The sequence below is a fragment of the Plantactinospora soyae genome (assembly GCF_014874095.1).
GTDB classification, from domain to species: Bacteria; Actinomycetota; Actinomycetes; order Mycobacteriales; family Micromonosporaceae; genus Plantactinospora; species Plantactinospora soyae.
Genome location: NZ_JADBEB010000001.1, coordinates 4,393,971 through 4,415,823, shown reverse-complemented (window position 1 = coordinate 4,415,823; position 21,853 = coordinate 4,393,971). Strand labels below are relative to the sequence as shown.

Sequence of the window (21,853 nt, the reverse complement as noted above, 5' to 3'; positions counted from 1 at the left end):
CGGCTGCGGTACAGCGTCAGCCGGCCAGATCGTCGCCCGCTCTGTGCCTGCGACGATCGCTCGCGCCCTGCAAGATGGCGGCGACGACGGCGGCCACCACCGAAAGAAGTGCGAGCAGTAACGCCGGCGCCACGACACCGGTGATGTCTTCGCCGGTTCCGCGGGCCAGCACCATGACCGTGGCGATCCCCGCCACCATCAAGCCACCGGCGGCCAGCGCGAGGTACTTGACGATCCTGAAGACGTTGGTTGCATTCCTGGTCATAGTCAACCTCGCAAGGTCTGTCGCACGCTCCCGGATGATGCCCGCGAATGTTTCGGTGAAGATCCAGAGGATGAATGCACCATGTCCACGGCCCTCGGTTCCGGCCCGTTCACGGCAGATGTCGGTGAACGTCTGCTCCATGCCGTCGGCGAAGCGTTCGCGGTACGGCCTCGGATAGAGACCGAGCAACCTGCGGTACCAACGTCGATATCGTGCCTGCGCGTCCATGGTCAGGCACCCATCGCCCTGGGGATGAGGGATCGCTCATGGGCGACCGCGACGACCTGGCGGTACCGCTGCAACTCCGCCGCGAGGCTCTGTTGACCGAGCGCGGTGATGCTGTAGTAGACGCGGCGCTCGTCATCCAGGTTCGGGTCGATCTTCTTTTCGCTCTCGCGGATCAATCCCGCATCGGTCATCCGGCGGATCGAGCCGTAGAGCGTTCCCGGCCCCATTCTGACTTTTCCCCGGGAGTCGGACTCGACCTGTTTCATGATCCCGTAGCCATGGCGTTCCTGGGTCGAGAGCGCGAGCAGGATGTGCAGCACCGCCGGGGTGAGGGGGCCGCCGGTTCTGTTGCTCGCCATGAGTCGAAACTATATCCGCGACGGATATACGTCAAGCCCTGGCCGGAGCGGTTCAGCCTCGCTACTGCTCCTGTTCGGGCCCGCCAGCACCCGGCGGACCGCGGTCGGCCAGGATCACCAACCGGCAGCGTCCCGATCAGTCTGGACTGGATCCGCGGCGTCACCGGAGTCTGACCGGCGGCACCGGGCGGCGGGACGCGACCTGTCCCGCCGCCCGAACGACGTCGTGCGATCAAACCAGGACAGCATCGGGGCGGTACCGAGTCCGGCGGTCGACGTTCGTGACCGCCAATCATGATCTACGGGACTGGCCGCCTATGGCTTACGAGCGACCGCCCCGTACATGGCGATGTCCTTGTCTGCGATCCCCGGAGCCTCGGACCCGTCCGGACGCCACTTGTGGACCTGGACCAGCCCTGGCTCGACCAACTCCAAGCCGTCGAAGAACCCCAGCGCCGTGGCGCGGTCACGGAAGACGAGGGTCTCACCGAGCCTGTTGTACTCCCGCTGGACCTCGGCCAGCGGGATCGGGTCGAATTCATCGGTCGCGATCGACATCGCCAGGTAGCTGCCCGACGGCAGTACGTCCAGGACCTGCCGTACGACCCGCATTGCCTCCGCGTCGTCCTCGATGAAGTGCACGATCGCGATCAGCAGTAACCCGACCGGCTGATTCAGGTCGAGGGTCCGCTGGAACTCCGGCGCGGAGATGATCGTTTGGGGGTCGCGCATGTCCCCCGCCACGTAGGCCGTACGTCCCTGTGCTGTCCCGACCATCAGCGTGCGCGCGTGCGCGAGTACGAGCGGATCGTTGTCGGTGTAGACCACCCGTGCGGTCGAGTCAACCGACTGCACGATCTCGTGGAGATTCGGTGATGTCGGCAATCCGGTGCCGATGTCGAGGAACTGGCGGATCCCGCACTCGGCGGCCAGGAAACGCGTTACCCGGTACATGAAGGATCGGTTGGCCTGCATGTGCACCCGCAATGCGGGCCAGATCCGGAGTGAGTTCTCGCCGGCCTCGCGGTCGGCGGCGAAGTTGTCCTTGCCACCCAGGATGTAGTCGTAGATCCGTGCGCCGTGCGCCCGGTCGGTTCGCAGATCGACCTCACGAGTATCTTCACCACGACGTTCCACCAGGGCCTCCGCAAAACGATGTCGTCACTCGCAGGCGACCCTACACCGGTCACACGTGGTGCTTCGCTCCTATGTGGACTAACTACGGTGCGGTCCACTCGGTGCTCGGGCAGCGGGCCGGACGCAGCCCGTGGAAGGCCAGTTGGGAATTCAATGCCGCCAGTACCGTGGTTCGGCTATGTCTGGTCCGGGCGCGCCGGTGAGCGGCGATGCGAGGAAGGGGACGCAGCGATGGACATCCTCGAGCAGGTGATGGCTCAGGCCACCGCCGATTCCGAGGTACGGGGCGTGGTTCTGACCGGTTCGCGTGCCCGCGGTGTAGCCACCGCACGGTCTGACTTCGACCTGACAATCGTGGTTGCCGAGCAGACCGAGCCCTGGAAACACACCAGTCGGACCGGTCAGCTCGACACGGTCGTGTGCACGCTGGAGGCGCTGGCCGACACCTCGTTGCGCTGGCAGCGGTACGCCTACCGTGGTGCGAAGGTGCTGCTGGACCGCCTCGACGGCGGCATCGCCGAGCTGGTCGACAGACAGGCGACACCGACAAGGGAAGAGGCCGCCGACCACGCCCTGGCGTCCATCCGGACGGCCCTCATCGACCGGATCCGCCGGCACCGGCTGACGAGACGAGACCGAGCCGCACGGCGCCGCTGTGGGCGGCCGTGCGGCCCGGTGGTGGTGGGTCAGACTCCCAGGGCGCGGAGCGCAGGCAGGGCGGACTTGGCAGTGGGGCGGCTGGTTCTGCTGGTGGCGTTGTCCTCGGCCTGGGTTCGGACGGGTTCGCGCAGGTCACCGACGACGGACGCTGAGCTGCCCGTGTGACCGTTGTAGGCGGTGCACTTCCCACCACTTCTCGACCGGTTATCCGGGGTCGCGGGCGCGCTTCTTCACGCAGTCGGTCGGGTTGAGCTTGGCGACGACCGCCTCGTAGCTGCTACCTCGGTTGGCTGGCGATGCTCGCAATCGGGTTCGTGATCGGCGTCGTCGCGTGGGCCGGTCGGCTGGGGCTGCGACCGGCCGCGGCGCGCGCACGCCGATGGGATACGGGAAAGCGCCGCGCTCTCGCCGATGGCTGGCCGGGCGGGAACCGTTGCCTCGTCGCGCTTCTGACCGCCGTGACCCTGTACGGCGCCGGCTTCCTCGGTACCAGCGCACCGCCGCCAGGATCGCCTCGACCGGGAAGTGAAACTCAGCAAAGGCAGATCGAGGCGGCAACGAGGAGCGGAACCGCGCATCACCGGTCAAGCCCGCTTCGATCCCTCGATCGGCCAACGCAACGGCAACCCAGTGGTGAGACCGGCGCGAACGCCCACAGGCGTGGGGCCGGTGCCCGAGCGGGCGCCGACCCCGACGCGTACCGCGATCAGCAGGTGATGGCGCCCGCCGGTCCGGCGAAGTTGGTGTCGATCCTCGTCGGCGAGCCGGTCTTGAAGTTCACGATCACCCGCATCAAGGCGTAGAGGGTGCCGGTGGCGCAGGTGCGCTGGATCTGAAAGCCGCCGCCGAAGCGCCCCAGGTCGAACTGGTCGACGGTGTTCTCCAGCGGCGTGGACTCGTTGCCACGGAAGATCCCGATGATGCCGTAGATACTGTTTACCTCCTGGTCGCAATGGACCGAGTAGTCCACGGCCACCGAGGCCGCCCCGGACCTGACCGGAGGGCTGATGCTGACCGTGCAGGTGGTGGCCGCCACGAGCCCGCCACGAGCGGTGCCGCCCGACTGCGACAACAGGTGCACCGCTGCACCGGCCCCGGACGGCGCAAGGCCCTTGGCCGTCAGACCCTCGGCCGCTAGGCCGGCCGCGGTCAGGCTGCCGCTCCCCGGGTCGGACCCCGACGTCGGCACGAACGCGGACGCGGGACCGGCCGCGAATACCGTCACGGCGACCACCGCACCGAGTGCCACGACGAGCTGCCGGAGGAGCCCTCTGGAACGACTGGTGTTCATAGCGTGTACCTCCACGGCTGTGGTGCCCTTTCGCCTCTGGGTCGGTCACCGTCACGGTGGCCGACGACGAACGGGCGACGATGCGCCGAGGCTAGGCAGGCCAACTGGATGGCGATTGGACGCGCACTGAACCGGGCTTCCCGTCGGGAACCCCCTCGACTCGGCGTACTGATCCAGAACGCATACGCTTCTGCCGCAGATCGTGCGTGACGCCAGGCGATCCGCCATCACGTGCCGTAGGGCTTTCCGACATCCTGTGGCACCCGGAACTGCCGGTATGCGGACGGCATCCGATGATCGACTCGTGCGTGTGGCGGCGGTCGACGGTTCTTGGGAAGATCGCAGTGGTACGAGATCGCGGTGTCAGGGCACAATCGCGTACAGCCGGTCGGTCGGGTCGACCACGGCGTTGAGTCGCGCCCCGACCGTCAGGGCTGGGTCGTCCTTGCACTGTGAGGTGGACTCGAACGGCTCGAACCCGGGCCCGCTGACCAGCAGGCTCAACTCGACCCCGCTCTCCTCGCCCAGCGAGGCGGACCGCACGGCGGTGATCTCGGCGGTGGCGGCCACGCCCACCGCCTCCAGCCGGCGCAGTTCCCGCCGGGTCCGTTCGTGCAGTCGCAACTCGTACCTGGCCAGCTTGACGCAGTAGATCGTGACCCCCAACCCGGCGACACCCAGGATCCACCGGTTCAGGCTGGGCTCGCTGGTGGCGAGAACGGCGGCCGCGTACACCATGAATGGGCCGATCAGCAGCAGCGGGACGCCCAGGAGCCAGAGCACCAGCCGCAGGAATCCACCGGACGGAAGATCCGCTTGACGCGGCCCGGAGTCGGTGCCTGCCCCGGTGAGCGCGCTCCGTCCGGGCGCGTACCCCCTCGGCACGATCGGCATGGCGCCACCCTAACCAGCATCGTCGAAAACCGCGAGGTCCACAGGAGACCACCCGCTGAGCGGCCCCGAGCGCCAGTACGCCAGCGGAGCTTCCGGCGGCGATCGCCGGCCATTGACGCGGATCCCGATGCCTTCCCCTCCGCCGGCTTCTTGCGTCCGGTCTGATCGTTCAGTGTCGCGGTCATCACGGCGCCCTCCTCACCAGGCACGGCACGGACTTCGGCGCGAGCGGAGCTGGCCGAGACGAGTGTGGTCAGATGGTCAGCGTTCGTTGCCCGCGCGTAGCCAGGAGATGTAGTCGGCGGCGGCCTGCTCGGTGTCATATACGGGTTGGTATCCGGTGTCCTGCCGGGTACGTGTGATGTCGAGGTAGCCGTGGGTGTTGGTCCCGCCCGGCGGCAACTTGAGCTGGGCTTCGTTAGTTCTCCGTCAGCGTGTCCGGTCGGCCCAGAACACCCTCCGCCTCCGACCGGACCTCGCACGGCAGTTCCCGACGTCCGCGCTTCCCGGCCGTTGGATATCCGGCATTGCCGAACTGAGAGCGTTGGTGGCTACGAATGGAGGCGGGCAGCGTCGCGTTCGCCACTGATGGCAGCGGCTGGTACGAGTTGGCTAACGCCTCAGGCTCCGAGATCAAGCAGTTCACCTGGCACCTACCGGCGGTGATGAGAGCTCGTGTGGCGTTACGCGTCGCCTGATTCGTCATGCGATTGCTCGTCGGCGGCGTGGGGATCACGTGGGCTGGAGTCGACGTGTGGGGGATATCGCTCCAATGTCCCCTCGGCGGGCGGCCGGGGGGGACGGATCGGATTCCGCTTTGCGGACGTCCGCCAGCAGCTTGGCGATCACCGCTTCGGTCACCCAGGCGTCGGCGGTACGGTCGGCGGCACCCAGCCAATCACCGATGTCCCACACCGCCCGGCAGGCAGCCAGTTCGGGGAAGCCGGCCACCTCGCTCTGGCTCAGCGGACGGACCTGCTGGTAGCCGGCGAGGACCGCTGCCCAGCGTTCGCGATCCTCCTCCGGCGAGTCGGGCCCGCGATAGAGAGCGACCAGGTCGTACGCGCGTAACCCGAACCCGCAGTGGTCGAAGTCGAACGTGACGAACCGTCCGTCGCCGTCGATGTTGGTGTTGCCCCGGTGCAGGTCTGCATGGATGATCCCGTACGCGCCGTCGATCGCTCGGAGCCGCTGGATCTCGCCGGTCAGTCGCTCGCCGAGCTTGCCGAGTTCGGCGAGGTCCGCCGCGGCCCGGCCCGAGCCGGCATAGGGTGCCAGGCTGGCCAGCGGCCGTTCGACGAGGATGTGTTCGTCGAGGTGGTAGCGGTCGTGGCTTTAGCTCACCTTGACGGGCGCTGCGATGGCGTACTCCCGATCCACGAGCTGGGCGAGGTCCTCGGCGTGGAGGAGCGAGTGGGTCACGCGCATATCGAGTGAGCCTATGAGGGGACCAGGTGACCCGCCAGGGAGACCGGCGGTGGTAGCCGTACGGGGTCAACAGCGGGGCCGCAGCGCCGCAGCGGCGGTGTAACCATGAATCTTGCGATTCAGCCCGGGTTGGAATCTCTCGGTGGCGATGCCGGTAGGGCGTCATCGTTAGAGTTGTCCGCTATGACACAGAGCCTCGCGCACCCCGCCGTGGACACGTTGATCACCTACTACGACGACGCCACGGGCGAACGGGCCGCGCTGACGGCAGGCGAACTGGGAAAGTGGGCGGCAGCAACGGCAGCCCTGCTCACCGACGGGTGCGGGCTCGGTCCGGGACGGCAGGCCGGCGTGCTGCTTCCGCCGCACTGGCAAACGGCGGCCGTACTGCTGGGTGTCTGGGCTGCCGGGGTGGAGGTCTCGTTCCGCGGGTGGTCGACCGCGGGTCTGGCCCCGGCCGGCGATCCGCTTGACGTGACATTCGTCGAACGACGGCGGGTGGGCAGTTGGCTGGACGAGGTGCCGTCGGCGCGGTATCAGTTCGTCCTGGGCCTTGAGCCCGGCGGCGCGCCGGTGGCGCAGGTTCCGGAGGGCTACCAGGATTACGCTCGTGCCGTCCGTTCCTACCTGGGCGCAGCGCCTCCGGACACCTCGATCGACATACAGGGCCGGGCAACGGTCGACGGAACCACCTACGGCCAGTACGGCGCGTTCGCCGTCGACATTGCGCAGATGCGCGGTATCGGTCCCGGTGACCGGGTGCTGATCGACGCGGCGGCCAGCGAGGAACCACGGATCTGGCTCGCCCCCTTGTTTGCCGGCGCCTCCCTCGTGCTGTGCGCGAACCTGGACCGATCGAGGCTCGACGAACGGATCATCGCCGAACGCGTCACGCGGACGCTGTGACATCGCGGAAGGTAGGTGCGGAGTCCGCAAGGTGGGTCCGGCTCGGCAAGGTAGGTCCGGCTCGGCAAGGTTCGAGCGGACGCGACACAGGCCCGGGGATTGGGCCTCGCCCCGCGCCCGATCCCCGGGTCACCGTCACGGCGTCCTAGTCCAGGTCGACGCGCAGATCCGCGTCGTCAACCGCGGCCAGGCAAGTCCTGCTCTGGCACGGCGAGTCTTCCTCGATCCGACATCGTCGGAACGTCATCGTCACCTGTCAGCCCGGCGAAGCATCGCGTCTGTCTCGGGATCGGGCATGAGCTCCCGAACCTCCTGCGCGCAGCGGCAAGCGCCGGCAATCTTGGCAGCCCAGGTCAGCGCCTCCTCGCGTGAGGCCACGTCGACGACCACGAACCCGCCAATGACCTCCTTGGTCTCCGGGTAAGGGCCGTCGGTGACCATCCCGTCCGTGGCCACGACGCTCGCCCTCTGGCGTTCGAGTCCACCGCCGAAGACAAACACGCCGGCGTCCACGGCCTCCTGGATCACCGCATGCGAGGCCTTGCCCACGTCGGGCCAATCCGCGTCGGGGATGTGGTCCATCGCGCCGTCGTTGAACGAGACCAAGTACCGCGTCATCCCAGAACTCCCTTGTTCCGGCGGCCTCGTCCAGCCGCCTCTGCCTGCTATACGAACGACTCGCCCCGGATCCGACGTCATCCCGGAAAATTCTGACGTGACCTCCGCCGCACGGCGCCTACGGGCGTCAAGTCGACCGTGTTCGCGGGGATCATTGCCGCCGCCACTGGCCACGAATAGTCCCACAGTCATCTGCCGCCCTCCGTGCGCGCCAGCTGGCAGCCGAGCCGTCACCCTTCGCGACCGGTTGGATGGCAGGGGCCACGATTGGCTCCCTGAAGGTGCCCGAGTTGGTTGCCGCCGGCACGACGCTGGTCCGAGAGGAGTGGTACGACGACGCCTTGGGACACGTCGTGCCGCAGGACCCCGAGCCCAAGGAATTCTGCGTGGAATGATGCCGCGATGGAGTGCGAGTTCGAGGGCGTGGTGTGGGAATGGCGAGGGCCGTCCCCGTACCATTTCGTGACGGTGCCGCCCGAGTCCGCCGACGTCGTACGCCAGTTGGCATCGGCGGCCACGTACGGCTGGGGCATGGTGCCCGTCGAGGTGTGGCTCGGACGGAGCCGCTGGCGGACCTCGTTGTTCCCGAAGGACGGCGGCTACGTACTGCCACTGCGGGACTCGGTGCGCAGGAGAGAGGAAATCGCCCTCCACGACATCGTGCACGTCCGCCTGATGGTGCTCGCGGGATAGCAGTCGCGGGTCATCGCCGGCCGGCCGGGTGTGCGGCACCCCTAGCCGACCGGTCCCGGATCACCTCGCCGTCGGCCGCCCGGAGCCGGCGCGCTGGTCGACGCACCGTGGTCGACGCACCGTGTCCGGGCCGTACCGGTCTCGGCACGGCCCGGTGCAGCGCTGTCCTACCAGGGCTTGCTGGTCACGTAGTCGTTGTTACCGCCGAAGGTGATTGGGTCGCTGGAGCAGCCGTAGAGGTTGGCGTTGGTCGCCGCGTCGTGCCCCCAGAGGCGTACCCGGACCGGGTTGATGCTGCCCTGCGCGTCCTCGTTCCACCTGTCGTTGTTGTACGAGGTGGTGCCGACCTGGTTCCGGTCGAACAAGCCGTTCGTGCTGCATCCCTCGCTGTCGAACCGCCAGTCGCTGAAGATCGCGTACGCGCCGGTGCGCCAGAACTTGTTGGACTCGACGGTGGTGTTGTCCGACCGGTTCCGGCTCCGCACCGGGTCGCCCGAAATCAGCTCGAACCGGTTGTTGTAGATCACGGTGTCGTTCGCGTAGTTGGCGACGTAGACCCCGTGCATCGCGGCGGGGCTCTCGGTGTTCTCCAGGTTCTGGAACAGGTTGTCCTCGACGTTGAGCCCGGTCGTGTACGTGGCGTGCACCGCGCCGTACCCGTTGCCGGGTCCGCTCTGGAACTTCCCGCCGAGCCGCCGGAACGTGTTGCCGGTGACGTCCAACCCGGCAAGCCGGTTCGCCGAGGTACCCGCGGCACGGATTCCGCCGTTGCGGCAGTTCTGGAACACGTAGTTGGAGACGGTGACGTTGTCGGCGGTGACCGTCATCCCGTACTCGGTGTTGGTGCTGGTGTCCTCGAAGGTGCCGCAGTCGATGGTCACCGCCGCCGCGCCGACCGTGCCGAGGGTGAGCCGTCCACCCGGCGGTGCCCAGGTCACCCGGATGGTCGACGCCGGCCGGTAGGTGCCGGCGGAGAGCAGCACCGTCGCGTTCCTCACGTTCCGGGTACGCAGGACGTCCTGCGCCTCCTCGATCGAAGCCACCGCGGTGTCGAGGGTCCGGCCGGTACCGCGCTCCAGCGCTCCGGCGCCGGTGGCAACCGCCGGGTTCACGTACACGGTCAGCTGCTCGACGGGCGCGGCTGTCGCGGGCAGCGCCGGCAGTACGCCCGCGAGTGCGACGCACACCGTACCGGCGGCCACGAGGGAGGTTCTGCGCATGTCCAACTCCTTTGGAATCGCTCTTGATCGCCGACCCGACGAGTCGGCGGGACCACGATGACCATCGTTCTACGCGTGCCGACGACAGGCTGGAGTCGGCTCATGGTGGCGGACGGGAGGTCAGGGCCGCCTGCTTGAGGTGCCGGAGGCGGGTCAGGTCCTGTTGCAGGGGCGCGGTGAGCAGCTGGCGCTCGGCGGCGGCCTGGGCCTGTTCCGTCACCCCGCGCAGACGAGCGCGCTCCTGGCAGGCGGCGTCCGCCCCGGCGGCGGCCAGTTCGGAGCGCGCTGCCTCGCGCATCGCCACGTCGTCGGTGGCCTGCGCCGCCCGCTGCTCAAGCTGCTCGCGCAACTCGGCGGGCGTCGCCGCCTGGTAACCCGACTCGGCAACGCACGCCGACCAGGACACCACCGCGGCGCTCACCGCCGGATCCTGCCCGGTCCGCTCGATCGTCCGGTTGCTGAGCGACTGGAACGCGTAGTACAGGGCGTCCCAGTCGGCGCCGAAGACCGCCGTACGCGCCGCCGCCACGCAGCCGTCGGTGGCCACCGCCACCTGCTCGCCACCGGGCAGCGACAGGGTGACCTGGGCGTTCTGGCTGCCGACGAGGGCCCGGTCGTACGCGGGATCGGGGCGCGGGGTGCTCGTCGCCGAGGGGCGCGCGCGGTGCCGTACCGCCGCCGGCACGATGCCGTAGCCATGGGTGGCGGCGGTACGGGCGTCGAGCAGGGCGTACGGGTTGTCGGGCTCCGGCTCCGCCGACCCACCGTGTACGGGTTCGTAGTCGAAGCCGCGCTCGCGCATACAGGTGGCGGTCCGGTCCTCGAGCGCGTCCTGGATCACCCGCTCCTCCTCGGCGGTGAAGTACACCGCGCTGGCGAAGGGATACAACCGGGCCGGGCGGGCCCGGTCGGCGGAGGGTTCTCCCCCGCAGCCGACCAGGCCCGCCGGAACGAGTGCCGCCGCCGCGAGCGCGGTGAGGGCGCGTCGCATCACGGTCAGCAGCCGTACCAGCGGTTGCTGTAGGCGTGGTGCCACAGGCTCGAACCGCTCAGCGTCGTCCAGCCCGTGCCGCGGTTGAGCGGGTAACGGATGCCGCCGTAGCCGGTGCCGGAGTAGACGTAGACGTTGCAGCTCGTGCCGTTGTTGTAGATCGATTCCGCGCCCGCCCATTTGGCGAAGCCGGACAGGTCCCGGTTGTCGCCGTACACCGGGCCGGGCGCGCCGACCCAGTTCGTCGAGGTGTAGGCGCAGGTCGCCCCCGAGGGACAGGGGTCTGCGCTGGCCGGTGCGGCGGTGACGCCGACCAGCGCGGTGGTCAGCATGGCTGTCGCGCCGAACGCCGCGAGGATCCGTTTCGGTGAACGCATTGCGCGTCTCCGTTCCGTGGCAGGGAAACTTCTCGCCAGCAGACTGCCGATCGGCGCTGTACCTGTGCTGACTCGCGGCTGAACCCCGTGCACGAGAGCGTTCAGCGGCCGGCCCGTACCGATCCGCCGGGAACCCTCGGCGCACCCGGCCGTACCGATTCGGCATCGCAGGTGAGCCGTAGCGCACGGGCCTCGGCCGCGGCCCGGTCCGCCGCCGGGCCGTCACCGGTCCGCCGGCGGGCCTCGGCGAGCAGGTCCAGCGCCTGCGCGCCCCAGTACGGCATCCCGAGCCGGCGCCAGAGCCCGCAGGCCCGCTCCAGCAGCCCGCGGGCCTCCTCGACGCGGTGCTGGCCCAGCCGCATGGTGGCGAGGCTGACCAGTACCATCGCCAGGCCGAACCGGCTGTCGAAGCGCTCGAAGACGCGGTCGGCCTGCCGCAGCAGGGCTTCGGCCCGCGCATACTCGCCGGTGAGCGCGTGGGCATGACCCAGCAACTGCACGGCGTACGCCTCGACGAGCCGGTCGCCCAGCGCGGCGCTGATCTCCCGGGCCTGGCGGAACGACTCCGCCGCCTCGGCCGGCTCACCCCGGGCGAGCTGTACCAGCCCGATACCGCGCAGCGCCTGCGCCTCGACCGCCCGGTATCCGGCGGCCCGGCTGCGGCGCAGGCACTCGGTGTACCGGGTCGCGGCCTGATCGAGGCGGCCCTGCTCGAACCAGACCGCGCCGACGCCCTGCTCGGCGTAGATCTCGCCGTTGCGGTTGCCGTCGCGGCGGGCAGCCTCGGCGGCGGCGGTGAACGAGGCGATACTGCGGGTGTAGTGGCCGGCCAGGCGTTGCAGGTAGCCGAGGCCGACCAACGCGGCGACGGCGTACCCGAGATCGCCGGTCTGCCGGGACAGCGCCAGCGCCTCGGTGAAGCAGTCGACGGCGGCGGCGTGCTCGTCACGGATGGTGTGCAGCTCGCCGAGGTTACGGACCATCGCCAGGATCGCGGGTACGGCGTCCACGGCGCGGGCCGCCGCGAGCGCCTGGGTGTGGGTGTCGGACCAGTGGTCGTAGAAGTTCCTCGTCTCCAGGAACCCCGCCATGCTCGCCGCGAGCCCGCAGGCCGCCACCGCCTCCCCGACCGTGGCGGCCTGCCGGACCAGCGCGACCAGCGCCGCCAACTCCCGGGCGAACCAGTTCGGCGGGTCGGCCCGGACAGCCGACAACCGGTCATCGGGCAGCGGGTACCGGGGCGCGTCCAGGGGCGGGGCACCGACGATTCCGGTCGCCATCCGATCCGCCTCCTCGGCGGCAACCAGGTAGCCGGCGAGGAGCCGGCGCACCGCCCCGGCCCGGGCCGCCGGCGTCTCCTCGGCCGCCGCCCGCTCCCGGCCGAACAGCCGGACGAGTTCGTGGAAACGGAACCGGACCTCGCCGGTACCGCTGTCGGCGACGACCGGATCGAGCAGGCGCGCGTCGGCAACCCGTTCGACGATTCCCTCGGCCTCGTCCGGCGGCAGGTCGAGCACGCAGGCCGCCGCCCAGGCCGGGAAGTCCGGTACGTCGCCGAGGCTGAGCAGGCGTACCGCCCGTCGTTCGGCGTCGGTCAGCCCGCCGTAGCTGACCGCCAGCGTCGCGCGTACCTCCAGGTCACCGGCGCGCAGCGCGTCCAGCCGGGCACGTTCGTCGGACAGCTCGGCGGCCAGTCGGCCCGGTTGCAGGTGCGGACGTTCGGCGAGGCGGGCCGCGGCGATCCGTACCGCGAGCGGGTGATCCCCGCACAGCCGCGCGATCCGGCCGGCGGCCACCGGTGCCGCCGCCAGCCGGTCCTCCCCCGCGATACTGCCCAACAGCCGCAGCGACTCCGCGCGGGCCAGCACACCCAGCTCGACCCGGGTCGCGTCGTCGAGCCCGACGAGCCGGGAGCGGCTGGTCAGCAGCACCGCCGAGCCGCCCGCACCCGGGACCAACGGCCGCACCTGGTGCTCGTGCGCCGCGTCGTCCAGCATGACCAGGATGCGCCGGTCGGCGGCCATCGACCGGTACAGCAACAGGCGCTCGGTCAGGTCGTCGGGCAGCAGCGCGCCGGTCACGCCCAGGCCGCGTAGCAGGTGCCCGAGCGCCTCGCGCGGCGGCATCGGATCGCCCTGGCTTCCGCGCAGGTCGATGAAGAGCTGCCCGTCCGGATAGGCACCGCGCAGCTCGTGCGCCACCCGGATGCCGAGCGTCGACTTGCCGATCCCACCCGCACCGGTCACCAGCGCCACGGCCGGAAAATCGCCGACCCGGTCCAGGCCGGCCCGCAGCTCGCTCGCCTCGGTGCCGCGTCCCACGAATCCCGCCACCGCCGGCGGCAGCGAGCAGCTGATCACCGCCGCGAGCCGGCCGCCCACCGGCACCCGTTGATCGCCGGGCCGGTCGGGCCTGGGCGCGGTACGCCGCAGGATCGACCGGGCCGTTTCCTGAAGATCCTCGCTGGGATCCAGGCCCAGCTCATCACGCAGCAGCCGCTGCCCCTCCCGGTAGGTCGCGAGCGCCTCGGCCGGCTGGCCACAGCCGGCCAGCGCCAGCATGAGCCGGCGCCGGAAACCCTCGTGCAGTGGCCGCTCGGCCACCGCGCCGCGCAGCTCCGCCACCAGGTCACCGTGACACCCACGGGCGAGGTCCAGGTCGACGCGGCGCTCCTGGGCGGCGCACCGGACGTCCTCCAGCGCGGCGGCGTCCACGCCGAGCACCGCCCCGGCGACGTCCGCGAGGGCGTTTCCCCGCCAGAGCGCCAGCGCCTCGCGCAGCAGGTCGGCCTCCTCCACCGGCCCGGCGTCGCGGGTCCGCCGCGCCTCGGCCGCCGCCACGAGCCGGGCGAACCGCAGGGCATCGACCCGGTCCGGCTCGACATCGAGGAGGTACGCCTCACCGCGCGTCCGCACCACCGGCCCCACGCAGCCCGCCGCGAGCAGGGCCTTGCGGATCCGAGAAATGTAGACCTGCACCTGGTTGCGGGCACCCGCGGGCGGGTCGCCCTCCCACAGCGCCTCGATGATCCGCCACACCGGCACCGGCTCGCCGGCTCGCAGCGCCAACACGGCGACGAGGGCACGAATCCGGTGCCCCGCCAGTGGTACGGACACGGCTCCGACGTGGACCTCGACGGGGCCGAGGACGGCGAATTCAGGTCGACCTGGACTGGGCACGGTACGGACACCTCCGTCGAAAACCGCGACGTGACCACCCTAGCGGCGATGGCCACTGTCGGGACGAAGGCGACAACCCCGCGGCTCCTCCGAACGAGCGCGTCGCCAGCCAGGCGGCCTCGGCGACCGCGGCGGCCCCGAACCACGTTCGACCGGGCTACTATCTGCCGCTGCGGCCAGCCAGCCAGCCCGCCATCGCACGGACGCCGTGGCCGATGGCCCGCTCGTCCGGGTTGAAGGCGCCGAAGTGCGGGTAGCTGGTCTCGATGGCGGCGCCGGGCGAGCGCACGCCGAGGAAGGTGAACGTGCCGGGAAGCCGGTCGAGGAACAGTGCGAAATCCTCGCCGTTGAACGGGATCGCGGCATGCATCCGGCGTACCTGGTCGCGTCCGACGGTCTGGTGCAGGTACCGCTCGAGTGCCCGGCCTTCCCGCTCGGGACAGACCATGGCGGGAAACGGATCGCTCGGAAAGGTCACCGACGCCCCGCCGGCCGATCGCGCGAGGCGGTGGATGCTCTCGCGGATCTCGACGTACCGGTCCTCCGGCCAGCAGCGGTAGACCACCTGGACCTCGGCGCGGCCTTCGATCTCGGCGGCTCGGGCCTGCATGAAGACGAAGTTGGTCAGTGGCCCGTTCGGTGTCTGGACGTCGGCGACGAGTCGTTCGAGGTCTGCCGGGACGGTGGGCGGAGACACCGTGCCGAGTGCGCCGATCTCGGCAGCGAGCCGCTGGGCCCGGACCATGGCATCGGACCCGGTAAGCGTGATCGTGCCACGGTCCTGGCCGGGAAGTCCGAAGCCGGATGTGACGAGGAACCGTCCGACCGGAAACGGACCACAGTGCAGGGCGTGGATCTCCACCGGACGGGTGTGGGCGAGGACGCCGGCGTCGAGCATCGCGGCGGCGCCGGTCAGCGTCTCCTCGGCGGGTTGGAAGACGAACACCACGGCGCCGCTGAGCCGGTCGCGCAGGCGTGCCAGCACCTCGGCGACGCCCACACCCACGGCCGTGTGCATGTCGTGTCCACAAAGGTGGGCGGGTTGCGTGCCGCCCCCCACCTGTCCGTTCGGCGCCACCGCGTCCATGTCGGCCCGGTAGGCGACCGTTCGGCCGCGGCGCGCGCCGGTGAGCACCCCGACGACCCCGTGCCCGCCGACGCCCGTGGCGACGTCGAGACCGGCGGCGCGAAGGCGCCCGGCAACCAGCTTGGCGGTTCGCTCTTCCTGGCCGGCGATCTCGGGGTGCCGGTGGATGTCACGGCGCAACTCGATCAGATCGTGGTCCAGCCCAGACGCCACGGCGTCCACCAGATGTCGGTCGATTCCCCTGGCTTCCGAACCACCGCTCGCGTGCGCGGCCCAGGGTGCCGCCAGTGCCGCTCCCGCCGCGCCGACAACGGCACCACCAAGTACAGCGCGGCGGCTGACGACGCGACCTTCTGACTCCGACATGGTTCCCTCCAGCATGAGCGCGACGGCCACCTGAGCACGCCGGTCGAGAAGAGCCTGTCGCACCCGACGGGTAAGCACAGTGACGCCAGCCCTTCTCTTTGACCTGAGGGTTGTCCCTACCGTCGGGCACGTTGGAGTCGGTGTAGAGGGTTGGACCGACGAGGACCACATCTCCCCGTGCGAGGCCTGGGCGGCGATGACGCAGGAGGACTCGTGGTCAGCTGCCGACCTTCAGCCCGAGAGCACGGCGGGCGCGCCAGAACGTGTTGCCCACCGTGCCGCTGAATTCCGGTGTCCACATCTCCACGGCAACCTCGTCACCATCGGCGAGGTGGACGGTCACCGGCTCGCTGGCCTGCCAACTCATGTGCGCCCGTACCTCGTGTCGCCCAGCGGCGAGGTCGATTGACGCCGTCTGGCCTCCGCGCAACCTGGCGACGGTACGGCCGTCGACCTTGAGCGTCATCCTTCCGAGCAGGCCGACGGCGTCATTTCGGAATACGTTCAAGGTTGCCATGGACTCTCCCGGAAGTGCTGGGCAGGGGTGGCCCGCACGTGCCAGGCCACCCACGGAGGTACGGCTGGAGTACCAAGTACAAACCCAGCAATCGGGCGTGGGATTCGCTGTGGCCCAATCGCTGAGCCACAACGAATCCCCACCGTCGCGTGCGCTAGGCGGCGACGTAGCCGTTGAACACGTGGACCCCGTCGTGGGCACCACTCTCGTTTGCCCGGTTCGTACTGAAGTACAGCTTGCCGTCGCTGAGTCCCACGCCTTCGATCTCGAACTTGATCGCGTATGCCGCGGACGTGATGCGGAAGGAGAGGTCAGTGGCCGCGGGCGCGGTTCCTGTCGTCGTCGGCGACACGTTCCGGTAGACAAGCACGATGCTGCGGTGGCCCTTGGTCAGCGGGTTGTAGAGAACCTTCTTGCTCTCGTCGTAGAAGAATCCCTGGTTGGAGAAGGTGCCCAGGTCCGGCACCGTGGCGCCATTGACGAGGGCGCCGTCGACCTGCAGGTCGAACGCCTTCGTCACGTTGATGGTCCCGGAGGCGGCGCGCAGCGGGAGACTGCCGTTATAGATGGTCCTGCCACTCTTGAACATGAACGTGATCGCAGTGCTGTTGTCCGAGACTCGATCGATCCCGGACGGCGCGAATGCGACCCCGTTGAGACGCACCTGGTACGACCCGGCGTGGTAGTACGTGGTGCCGTCGTAGCGGAGCTTCACGAGCTGCGCGCCGGTCTCGTTCATGGTGACGATGAACATGTGGTGCTGCTCATCGATGTCAACGATCGTCATGTCGTTTCCGTGCCCGAGCCAGGTGTTGGTCGACGTGTTGTTCGTGCCGTTTCTCATCACCACTCGCGCACCGGTGGTCTTGTGGACACGGTAGATGGCGGAGACGTCGTCGTAATTGGTACGGGTCTTGATCGAGTAGAGGTAGGTGGATCCGGCGGCAAATCCCTGTACCCCGGTGCAGCAGCTCGTGTCGGGCGTGCTGGCAATGTCGGAGTACGTATTGTAATAGGCAGCTTGAGCTGCGTTTCCAGACAGGACCAGAGAACCAAGTACCATTGCGACCACAATGGTCAGTCGCCTACCAAACCGCATGCTGTCCTCCCCAGGCTTTCGACGACCTGAGGCCGGGCGCCTCAGAGATCGTCGAGTGCAGGCTATTGCGCGACGGTAGGGCGGTCAAGGCGTCGACGAGGCTCACGGAAGCGCCCGCGAAACGCTATCCGTGCCTCACCTGGGAATGCCCGCGGAACGGTTGCGTACGCGGTGGCGTTGTACCGGGAGGCGTTCCCCGACGGTCGGACGGCGTTCGAGAGTCCGGACTCCTGGCAGCGGGCGCTGTCATCGCCATCTGTCGGTCCGCGCCCTCGGGCTTCGGGTGACCGGTCTGGCGGAGGTGGATGTTCCGGCACCAGGTCCTGGTCGGGGACGGCGATGCCGATGCGGTCCAGTGGCGACCTTCGGATGCCGCGAGTAGGTGCCGTTTGCGAGTATTGGAGTACGAGCGGCCGGCACTGCCTGCTATCAATGAGTTGGCGACAACCGGGGCTGGAGGAGGTCGGCGTGACGGTAGGGTTCGGCCTGCTCGGCGAGGTTGAGGTCCGAGTTGACGGCCGACGTCTTCCCCTCGGTCACGCCCGCCAGCGAGCTGTGCTGGTGGCGTTGCTGGTCGACGCCAACCAGCTCGTCGCACCCGATCAGCTTATCGACCGGGTCTGGGGCGACCGGCCGCCGGACACGGTACGGAACACCCTGCACAGCTATCTCTCCCGGCTGCGCCGGACCCTCTCGGGCGCGCCCGGGGTGGACATCGTCCGCCGTTCCGGTGGCTACCTGATCGCGGTCGACGAGCTGACGGTGGACCTGCACCGGTTTCGTCGGCTGGTCGGCCAGGCACGGTCGGTGAGCGACGGAGAGCAGGCGCTGGCGTTGTTCGAGCGGGCGTTCGGGCTGTGGCGGGGGGAGGCCCTCGCCGGCCTCGACACTCCGTGGGGCGATGGCGTGCGGGAGTGGCTCAACCAGCAGCGACTCGAAGCCGAGCTGGTTCACACGGACCTCGCGCTGCGGCGTGGCCGGCACAACGAGCTGTTGTCGGAGCTGTCGGCCCGGGTCGTGGCACGCCCGCTCGACGAGCGGGCCGCCGGCCAGTTGATGCTGGCGCTGTACCGGGGCGGGCGGCAGGCCGAGGCGCTGTCGCGGTACGAGCAGACCCGGCTGGTACTGGCTGAGGAGTTCGGTGCCGATCCGGGGCCCGCCTTGCGGCAACTCCACCAGCGGATCCTGTCCACCGATCCGGCCCTCGACCTGGTGCCCGAACCGGATGTCGACCCGACACCACCGTCGGCCGGGGACGCCGGACCGCTGGGACGTTCGGTGATTCCGCGCCAGCTCCCCGCGCCACCGGGCCTGTTCGCCGGCCGCGTCGACGAACTGGTCTCGCTCGACGACGCGGCGCAAGACCAGAGCTCATCGGGTACGACAGTGGTGATCTCGGCGATCGGCGGCTCGGGCGGAGTCGGCAAGACCTCCCTGGCGCTGCGCTGGGCGCACACCCACCTCGACCGGTTCCCCGATGGTCAGCTCTATGCCGACCTGCGGGGTTTCGGACCCGGTCCCGACCCGGTGCCGCCCTCCCTGGTACTGCGCGGTTTCCTGGCGGCCCTGGGCGTCAATCCGAGTGCCGTACCGGTCGACGCGGACGCGCAGGCGGGGCTGTATCGGAGCCTGGTCGCCGGTCGACGCCTGCTGATCGTGCTGGACAACGCACGGGACACCGGTCAGGTTCTGCCTCTGCTGCCGGGCAGCCCCACCTGCACCGTGTTGGTCACCAGCCGACTCCAGTTGACTGGGCTGGCCGCCACCTACCGGGCCCGTCTGATCACCCTCGACATGTTGAGCCCGGGGGAAAGTTGGGAGCTGTTGGCGGGTCACCTCGGCCGCGACCGGCTGGCCGCCGAGCCGGCGGCGGTCGGGGTCCTCCTCGACCACTGTGCCGGCCTACCGCTGGCGCTCGGCATCGTCGCCGCCCGGGCCGCCACCGGGCGGTTGTGGCCGCTGGGGATGCTGGCCGGCGAGTTGGCCGACACGTCGACCCGGCTCGACGCGCTGGACGCGGGCGAGTTGACCGTCAACCTGCGCGCTGTCTTCTCCTGGTCCCTGCAGGCGCTCCGCGCCGACGCGGCAGCGACCTTCGGCCTGCTCGGACTGGCGCCGACCGAGGACCTCAGCCTCGCCGCCGTGGCCAGCCTCGCGGCCGAGCCGGAACCCCGGGTCCGCGAGTTGCTACGGCAGTTGGAGCTGACCCACCTGGTGCAACAGCACGAGCCTGGCCGCTACCGGATGCACGACCTCGTCCGGCTGTACGCGGGCGAGCAGGTGGACCGGACGGCCGACGCCCCGGCGCGGGCGGCGGCGTTGCGACGCCTGGTCGAGTTCTACCTGCATACGGCCTGTGCCGCCGATCAGTTGCTGGATCCGCGCCGGGCCCCCGTCCCGGTCGGCGAGCCGCCACCGGGCTGCGTCCCCCTGCCACTGCGCAGCCGGGCCGAGGCGATGACCTGGTTCGACCGCGAGCACAGCCACCTGCTCACCGTGCAGCAGCTCGCCGGACAACTCGGTTTGCACTCGCAGGTGTGGCAGTTCGCCCAGGCGATGACCACCTTCCACGTGCGTGGCAATCGCGGGCACGACCAGGTCATGGTCTGGCGGGTCACGCTGCCGGCCGCACGGGAGGAGGGCAACCGGGCGATCCAGGCAGTCGCGCACCGTTACCTGGGACAGGCCGCCGAGGCACTGGTCGACGACCGGGCGGCCACCGCACACCTGCGTTGGGCGATCAGCCAGGCTCGCCGGGCCGGCGATGTCGCCGAGCAGGCCCGTGCCCACCGTGCTCTGCACGTGACCTGGGGCCGGCGAGGTGACGGCCGGCGGGCGTTGCTGCACGCCCTGCTGGGTCTGCGGATATTCCGGCGGCTGGGAATCGACCCGGTGGAGGAGGCCCGTGGGCTCAACGCCGTCGGTTGGGCGCACGCCCAACTCGGTCAGTACGAGCAGGCCTGGACCTCGTGCACAGAGTCGGCCGCCGTGCTCCGGAGCCACCCGCACCCGGACGCCGAGGCCGACACGCTGCACAGCCTCGGCTTCATCGCGCACCGCACCGGTCAGCACACCGAGGCGCTGGCTCATTTCCGACAGGCTCTGGAGCTGTACGACGGCGTGGACAACGCCCGGGGGCAGGTGGACTGTCTGGTCAGCCTCGGTGAGCTGTACGCGAGCCTGGGCCGGCGCGACGAGGCTCGCCAGGCGTGGGGGCGGGCGCTGACCCTGTTGCGAATGCAGCACCGTGGCGGGGAAGCCGACGCACTCCAGGAACAGATCGCCCGGCAGACCCTTCCCGGCTGATCCGTGCAAGCTTCGGGTCAGAATTCCTCAAGGATTGTCCAACTCCGGTTCGGCAGGCTGGGTGCCAGCAGCAAGCACCTTCCATCACCGCCGGCCGCCAGGTCGGCGCGAAACCGAACGGGGAGCAGCCACCGAGCGGTACGCGGCGAGCAGGGCGCGTTCGCGTTGCGGGCTGAGGCCGGCCCCGCGCGGTCGGTCGAGCCCCTCTGCCCGTTCGTAGTCGAGGATGTCGGTGACCAGTTCGGCGCGGTCGCGGTGGCGCAGGCCGGCAGCGACGGCGGCCGCTCCGGTGCGGGCGGACCAGCCCTCCCAGCCCTGCTCGACGACCCACATCGCGAGCGAGTCCGCACCCATGTACTGCTTTACGTCCTGCCCGAGGAGCCATTGTTGCGGTACGTGCACTACCGGGCCGGTGTGGTCGCCGATCCGACGGCACAGTTCAACCCACTCGCCGAACGGCACCGTGGGGCCGACAACGTCGTACGCGCCGATGGTGCCGCGCTCGGCGCAGTCGAGGATCCAGGCAGCCTGGTCACGGACGTCGACGACCTGGGTGGGCAGGTCGGGAGTGTCGGGGACGAGCATTGGTTCCCCGGGTGCCCGGGCGGCCCGGGTCACCCAGGCGCCGGACCGGCCGCTCGGGTCGCCGGGGCCGCCGATCAAGCCGGAGCGGGCGATGAGTAGCCGGTCACCGAGGGCGGCGGCGCTGGCCTGTTCGCTGGCCACCTTGGCTTCGCCGTAGAGCTCCCGGCCCACCTCGTCCTGGTCGGTGGGTTCCCGCAGCGGGAACGACTCGTCCGCGCCGGGGGTGTCGAACGCCGCGTAGGCGTTGCCGGACGACACATACGTCCAGTGTCCGGCCTGGGCGGCTAGGGCGGCGAGCGCCGCACGCACGAAGCCGGGTTGCCAGGAGACCTCGACAACCGCGTCCCACGACTGGTTCCGGGCGTCGTCGTAGGCGGTTGGATCCCGCCGGTCGGCCGCGAGAAGGCGGGCGCCGGGTGCAGGCTGTCCGCTGTGGCCACGAGCCAGGCATCCGACGGTGTGGCTGCGGTCGACAGCCTGTCGAGCAATTTCCCGGCCGAGCCATGCGGTGCCGCCGAGAATCAGGATGTCCATCGACCTAGTCGATCAGCGAATGGGGCGTTGCGACAAGCTGGTTCGCGGGCGGCGTAACGCAGCCGAGGCGCACCGGCACCCAACGCGCACCGCCTGATCCACCAACTCGAACG

General features: G+C 69.8%; 22 protein-coding genes. 6 read left to right on the top strand and 16 right to left on the bottom strand.

What is annotated here, in order from left to right; translation table 11 throughout:
- Positions 1–16: 16 nt before the first annotated feature.
- From H4W31_RS19745 to H4W31_RS19735, 3 genes are all read right to left on the bottom strand, one after another.
- Positions 17–493 carry a hypothetical protein gene (locus tag H4W31_RS19745; RefSeq protein WP_192768015.1) on the bottom strand — a complete coding sequence of 159 codons (477 nt, stop codon included), beginning with the start codon at positions 491–493 and terminating at the stop codon, positions 17–19.
- A gap of 2 nt (positions 494–495) precedes the next feature.
- On the bottom strand, positions 496–852 hold the full coding sequence (locus H4W31_RS19740; protein WP_192768014.1) for a PadR family transcriptional regulator: 357 nt from the start codon (positions 850–852) through the stop codon (positions 496–498).
- Positions 853–1,167: 315 nt separating this feature from the next.
- Entirely contained in the window at positions 1,168–1,989 is an 822-nt protein-coding gene (locus H4W31_RS19735; protein ID WP_192768013.1) for an SAM-dependent methyltransferase, read from the bottom strand.
- A 231-nt stretch (positions 1,990–2,220) separates the two neighbouring features.
- Between H4W31_RS19735 and H4W31_RS19730 the strand changes: the two genes are divergently transcribed.
- On the top strand, positions 2,221–2,814 hold the full coding sequence (locus H4W31_RS19730) for a nucleotidyltransferase domain-containing protein (protein ID WP_192768012.1): 594 nt from the start codon (positions 2,221–2,223) through the stop codon (positions 2,812–2,814).
- Positions 2,815–3,355: 541 nt separating this feature from the next.
- Here the strand turns inward: H4W31_RS19730 and H4W31_RS19725 are convergent.
- From H4W31_RS19725 to H4W31_RS44790, 4 genes are all read right to left on the bottom strand, one after another.
- Positions 3,356–3,898, bottom strand: coding sequence for a hypothetical protein (locus tag H4W31_RS19725; RefSeq protein ID WP_192768011.1), 543 nt, complete (start codon positions 3,896–3,898; stop codon positions 3,356–3,358).
- Between the two features lie 405 nt (positions 3,899–4,303).
- Complete coding sequence (locus H4W31_RS19720; RefSeq protein ID WP_192768010.1) at positions 4,304–4,834, bottom strand: hypothetical protein; 531 nt, start codon at positions 4,832–4,834, stop codon at positions 4,304–4,306.
- Between the two features lie 261 nt (positions 4,835–5,095).
- On the bottom strand, positions 5,096–5,236 hold the full coding sequence (locus tag H4W31_RS19715) for an NAD(P)-dependent oxidoreductase (RefSeq protein WP_192768009.1): 141 nt from the start codon (positions 5,234–5,236) through the stop codon (positions 5,096–5,098).
- Between the two features lie 330 nt (positions 5,237–5,566).
- A complete protein-coding gene (locus H4W31_RS44790) occupies positions 5,567–6,031 on the bottom strand; it encodes a phosphotransferase enzyme family protein (RefSeq protein ID WP_404825720.1) in 465 nt (154 codons plus the stop codon).
- On the opposite strand from H4W31_RS44790, the gene H4W31_RS43765 reads away from it, so the two are divergent.
- A complete protein-coding gene (locus H4W31_RS43765) occupies positions 5,918–6,271 on the top strand; it encodes a hypothetical protein (RefSeq protein WP_264084074.1) in 354 nt (117 codons plus the stop codon). The genes H4W31_RS44790 and H4W31_RS43765 overlap by 114 nt on opposite strands.
- A gap of 201 nt (positions 6,272–6,472) precedes the next feature.
- A complete protein-coding gene (locus tag H4W31_RS19705) occupies positions 6,473–7,168 on the top strand; it encodes a TIGR03089 family protein (protein WP_404825601.1) in 696 nt (231 codons plus the stop codon).
- Between the two features lie 249 nt (positions 7,169–7,417).
- Here the strand turns inward: H4W31_RS19705 and H4W31_RS19700 are convergent, their stop codons facing one another.
- Positions 7,418–7,786 (bottom strand): YciI family protein, encoded by a 369-nt coding sequence (locus H4W31_RS19700; protein WP_192768007.1) that lies wholly within the window; start codon positions 7,784–7,786, stop codon positions 7,418–7,420.
- Between the two features lie 402 nt (positions 7,787–8,188).
- On the opposite strand from H4W31_RS19700, the gene H4W31_RS19695 reads away from it, so the two are divergent.
- Positions 8,189–8,479, top strand: coding sequence for a DUF1905 domain-containing protein (locus H4W31_RS19695; RefSeq protein WP_192768006.1), 291 nt, complete (start codon positions 8,189–8,191; stop codon positions 8,477–8,479).
- Positions 8,480–8,646: 167 nt separating this feature from the next.
- Here H4W31_RS19695 and H4W31_RS19690 read toward each other — a convergent pair whose 3' ends face one another.
- The 5 genes from H4W31_RS19690 to H4W31_RS19670 form a co-directional block, all read right to left on the bottom strand.
- Complete coding sequence (locus tag H4W31_RS19690) at positions 8,647–9,699, bottom strand: right-handed parallel beta-helix repeat-containing protein (protein WP_192768005.1); 1,053 nt, start codon at positions 9,697–9,699, stop codon at positions 8,647–8,649.
- Positions 9,700–9,799: 100 nt separating this feature from the next.
- Complete coding sequence (locus H4W31_RS19685) at positions 9,800–10,735, bottom strand: hypothetical protein (RefSeq protein ID WP_192768004.1); 936 nt, start codon at positions 10,733–10,735, stop codon at positions 9,800–9,802.
- Positions 10,696–11,067, bottom strand: a complete 372-nt coding sequence (locus tag H4W31_RS19680) for a peptidase inhibitor family I36 protein (RefSeq protein WP_192768003.1) — start codon at positions 11,065–11,067, stop codon at positions 10,696–10,698. Before H4W31_RS19680 ends, H4W31_RS19685 begins: the two co-directional genes overlap by 40 nt.
- A gap of 101 nt (positions 11,068–11,168) precedes the next feature.
- Positions 11,169–14,183: an AfsR/SARP family transcriptional regulator gene (locus tag H4W31_RS19675; protein WP_192768002.1), complete on the bottom strand. Its 3,015-nt coding sequence runs from the start codon at positions 14,181–14,183 to the stop codon at positions 11,169–11,171.
- Between the two features lie 223 nt (positions 14,184–14,406).
- Positions 14,407–15,333: a M20/M25/M40 family metallo-hydrolase gene (locus H4W31_RS19670; protein ID WP_225946842.1), complete on the bottom strand. Its 927-nt coding sequence runs from the start codon at positions 15,331–15,333 to the stop codon at positions 14,407–14,409.
- Between H4W31_RS19670 and H4W31_RS42905 the strand changes: the two genes are divergently transcribed.
- Positions 15,289–15,690 carry a hypothetical protein gene (locus H4W31_RS42905; protein ID WP_225947833.1) on the top strand — a complete coding sequence of 134 codons (402 nt, stop codon included), beginning with the start codon at positions 15,289–15,291 and terminating at the stop codon, positions 15,688–15,690. The genes H4W31_RS19670 and H4W31_RS42905 overlap by 45 nt on opposite strands.
- Positions 15,691–15,916: 226 nt before the next feature.
- Here H4W31_RS42905 and H4W31_RS19665 read toward each other — a convergent pair whose 3' ends face one another.
- Positions 15,917–16,216, bottom strand: a complete 300-nt coding sequence (locus H4W31_RS19665; protein ID WP_192768000.1) for a hypothetical protein — start codon at positions 16,214–16,216, stop codon at positions 15,917–15,919.
- Between the two features lie 154 nt (positions 16,217–16,370).
- Positions 16,371–17,315 carry a hypothetical protein gene (locus tag H4W31_RS19660; RefSeq protein ID WP_192767999.1) on the bottom strand — a complete coding sequence of 315 codons (945 nt, stop codon included), beginning with the start codon at positions 17,313–17,315 and terminating at the stop codon, positions 16,371–16,373.
- 468 nt (positions 17,316–17,783) lie between these two features.
- Between H4W31_RS19660 and H4W31_RS19655 the strand changes: the two genes are divergently transcribed.
- Positions 17,784–20,621, top strand: a complete 2,838-nt coding sequence (locus H4W31_RS19655; protein ID WP_192767998.1) for an AfsR/SARP family transcriptional regulator — start codon at positions 17,784–17,786, stop codon at positions 20,619–20,621.
- Between the two features lie 84 nt (positions 20,622–20,705).
- Here the strand turns inward: H4W31_RS19655 and H4W31_RS19650 are convergent, their stop codons facing one another.
- The gene (locus H4W31_RS19650; protein ID WP_192767997.1) at positions 20,706–21,740 is read right to left on the bottom strand and encodes a Rossmann-fold NAD(P)-binding domain-containing protein; all 1,035 of its coding nucleotides are present in this window, start codon (positions 21,738–21,740) and stop codon (positions 20,706–20,708) included.
- Positions 21,741–21,853 lie beyond the last annotated feature (113 nt).

Bases quoted from the DNA above. Each gene is read 5' to 3' on its own strand.
- H4W31_RS19745 (WP_192768015.1), bottom strand. From the start codon at position 493: ATGGACGCGCAGGCACGATATCGACGTTGGTACCGCAGGTTGCTCGGT.
- H4W31_RS19740 (WP_192768014.1), bottom strand. From the start codon at position 852: ATGGCGAGCAACAGAACCGGCGGCCCCCTCACCCCGGCGGTGCTGCAC.
- H4W31_RS19730 (WP_192768012.1), top strand. From the start codon at position 2,221: ATGGACATCCTCGAGCAGGTGATGGCTCAGGCCACCGCCGATTCCGAG.
- H4W31_RS19720 (WP_192768010.1), bottom strand. From the start codon at position 4,834: ATGCCGATCGTGCCGAGGGGGTACGCGCCCGGACGGAGCGCGCTCACC.
- H4W31_RS19700 (WP_192768007.1), bottom strand. From the start codon at position 7,786: ATGACGCGGTACTTGGTCTCGTTCAACGACGGCGCGATGGACCACATC.
- H4W31_RS19695 (WP_192768006.1), top strand. From the start codon at position 8,189: ATGGAGTGCGAGTTCGAGGGCGTGGTGTGGGAATGGCGAGGGCCGTCC.
- H4W31_RS19690 (WP_192768005.1), bottom strand. From the start codon at position 9,699: ATGCGCAGAACCTCCCTCGTGGCCGCCGGTACGGTGTGCGTCGCACTC.
- H4W31_RS19680 (WP_192768003.1), bottom strand. From the start codon at position 11,067: ATGCGTTCACCGAAACGGATCCTCGCGGCGTTCGGCGCGACAGCCATG.
- H4W31_RS19670 (WP_225946842.1), bottom strand. From the start codon at position 15,333: ATGGACGCGGTGGCGCCGAACGGACAGGTGGGGGGCGGCACGCAACCC.
- H4W31_RS19665 (WP_192768000.1), bottom strand. From the start codon at position 16,216: ATGGCAACCTTGAACGTATTCCGAAATGACGCCGTCGGCCTGCTCGGA.
- H4W31_RS19660 (WP_192767999.1), bottom strand. From the start codon at position 17,315: ATGCGGTTTGGTAGGCGACTGACCATTGTGGTCGCAATGGTACTTGGT.
- H4W31_RS19650 (WP_192767997.1), bottom strand. From the start codon at position 21,740: ATGGACATCCTGATTCTCGGCGGCACCGCATGGCTCGGCCGGGAAATT.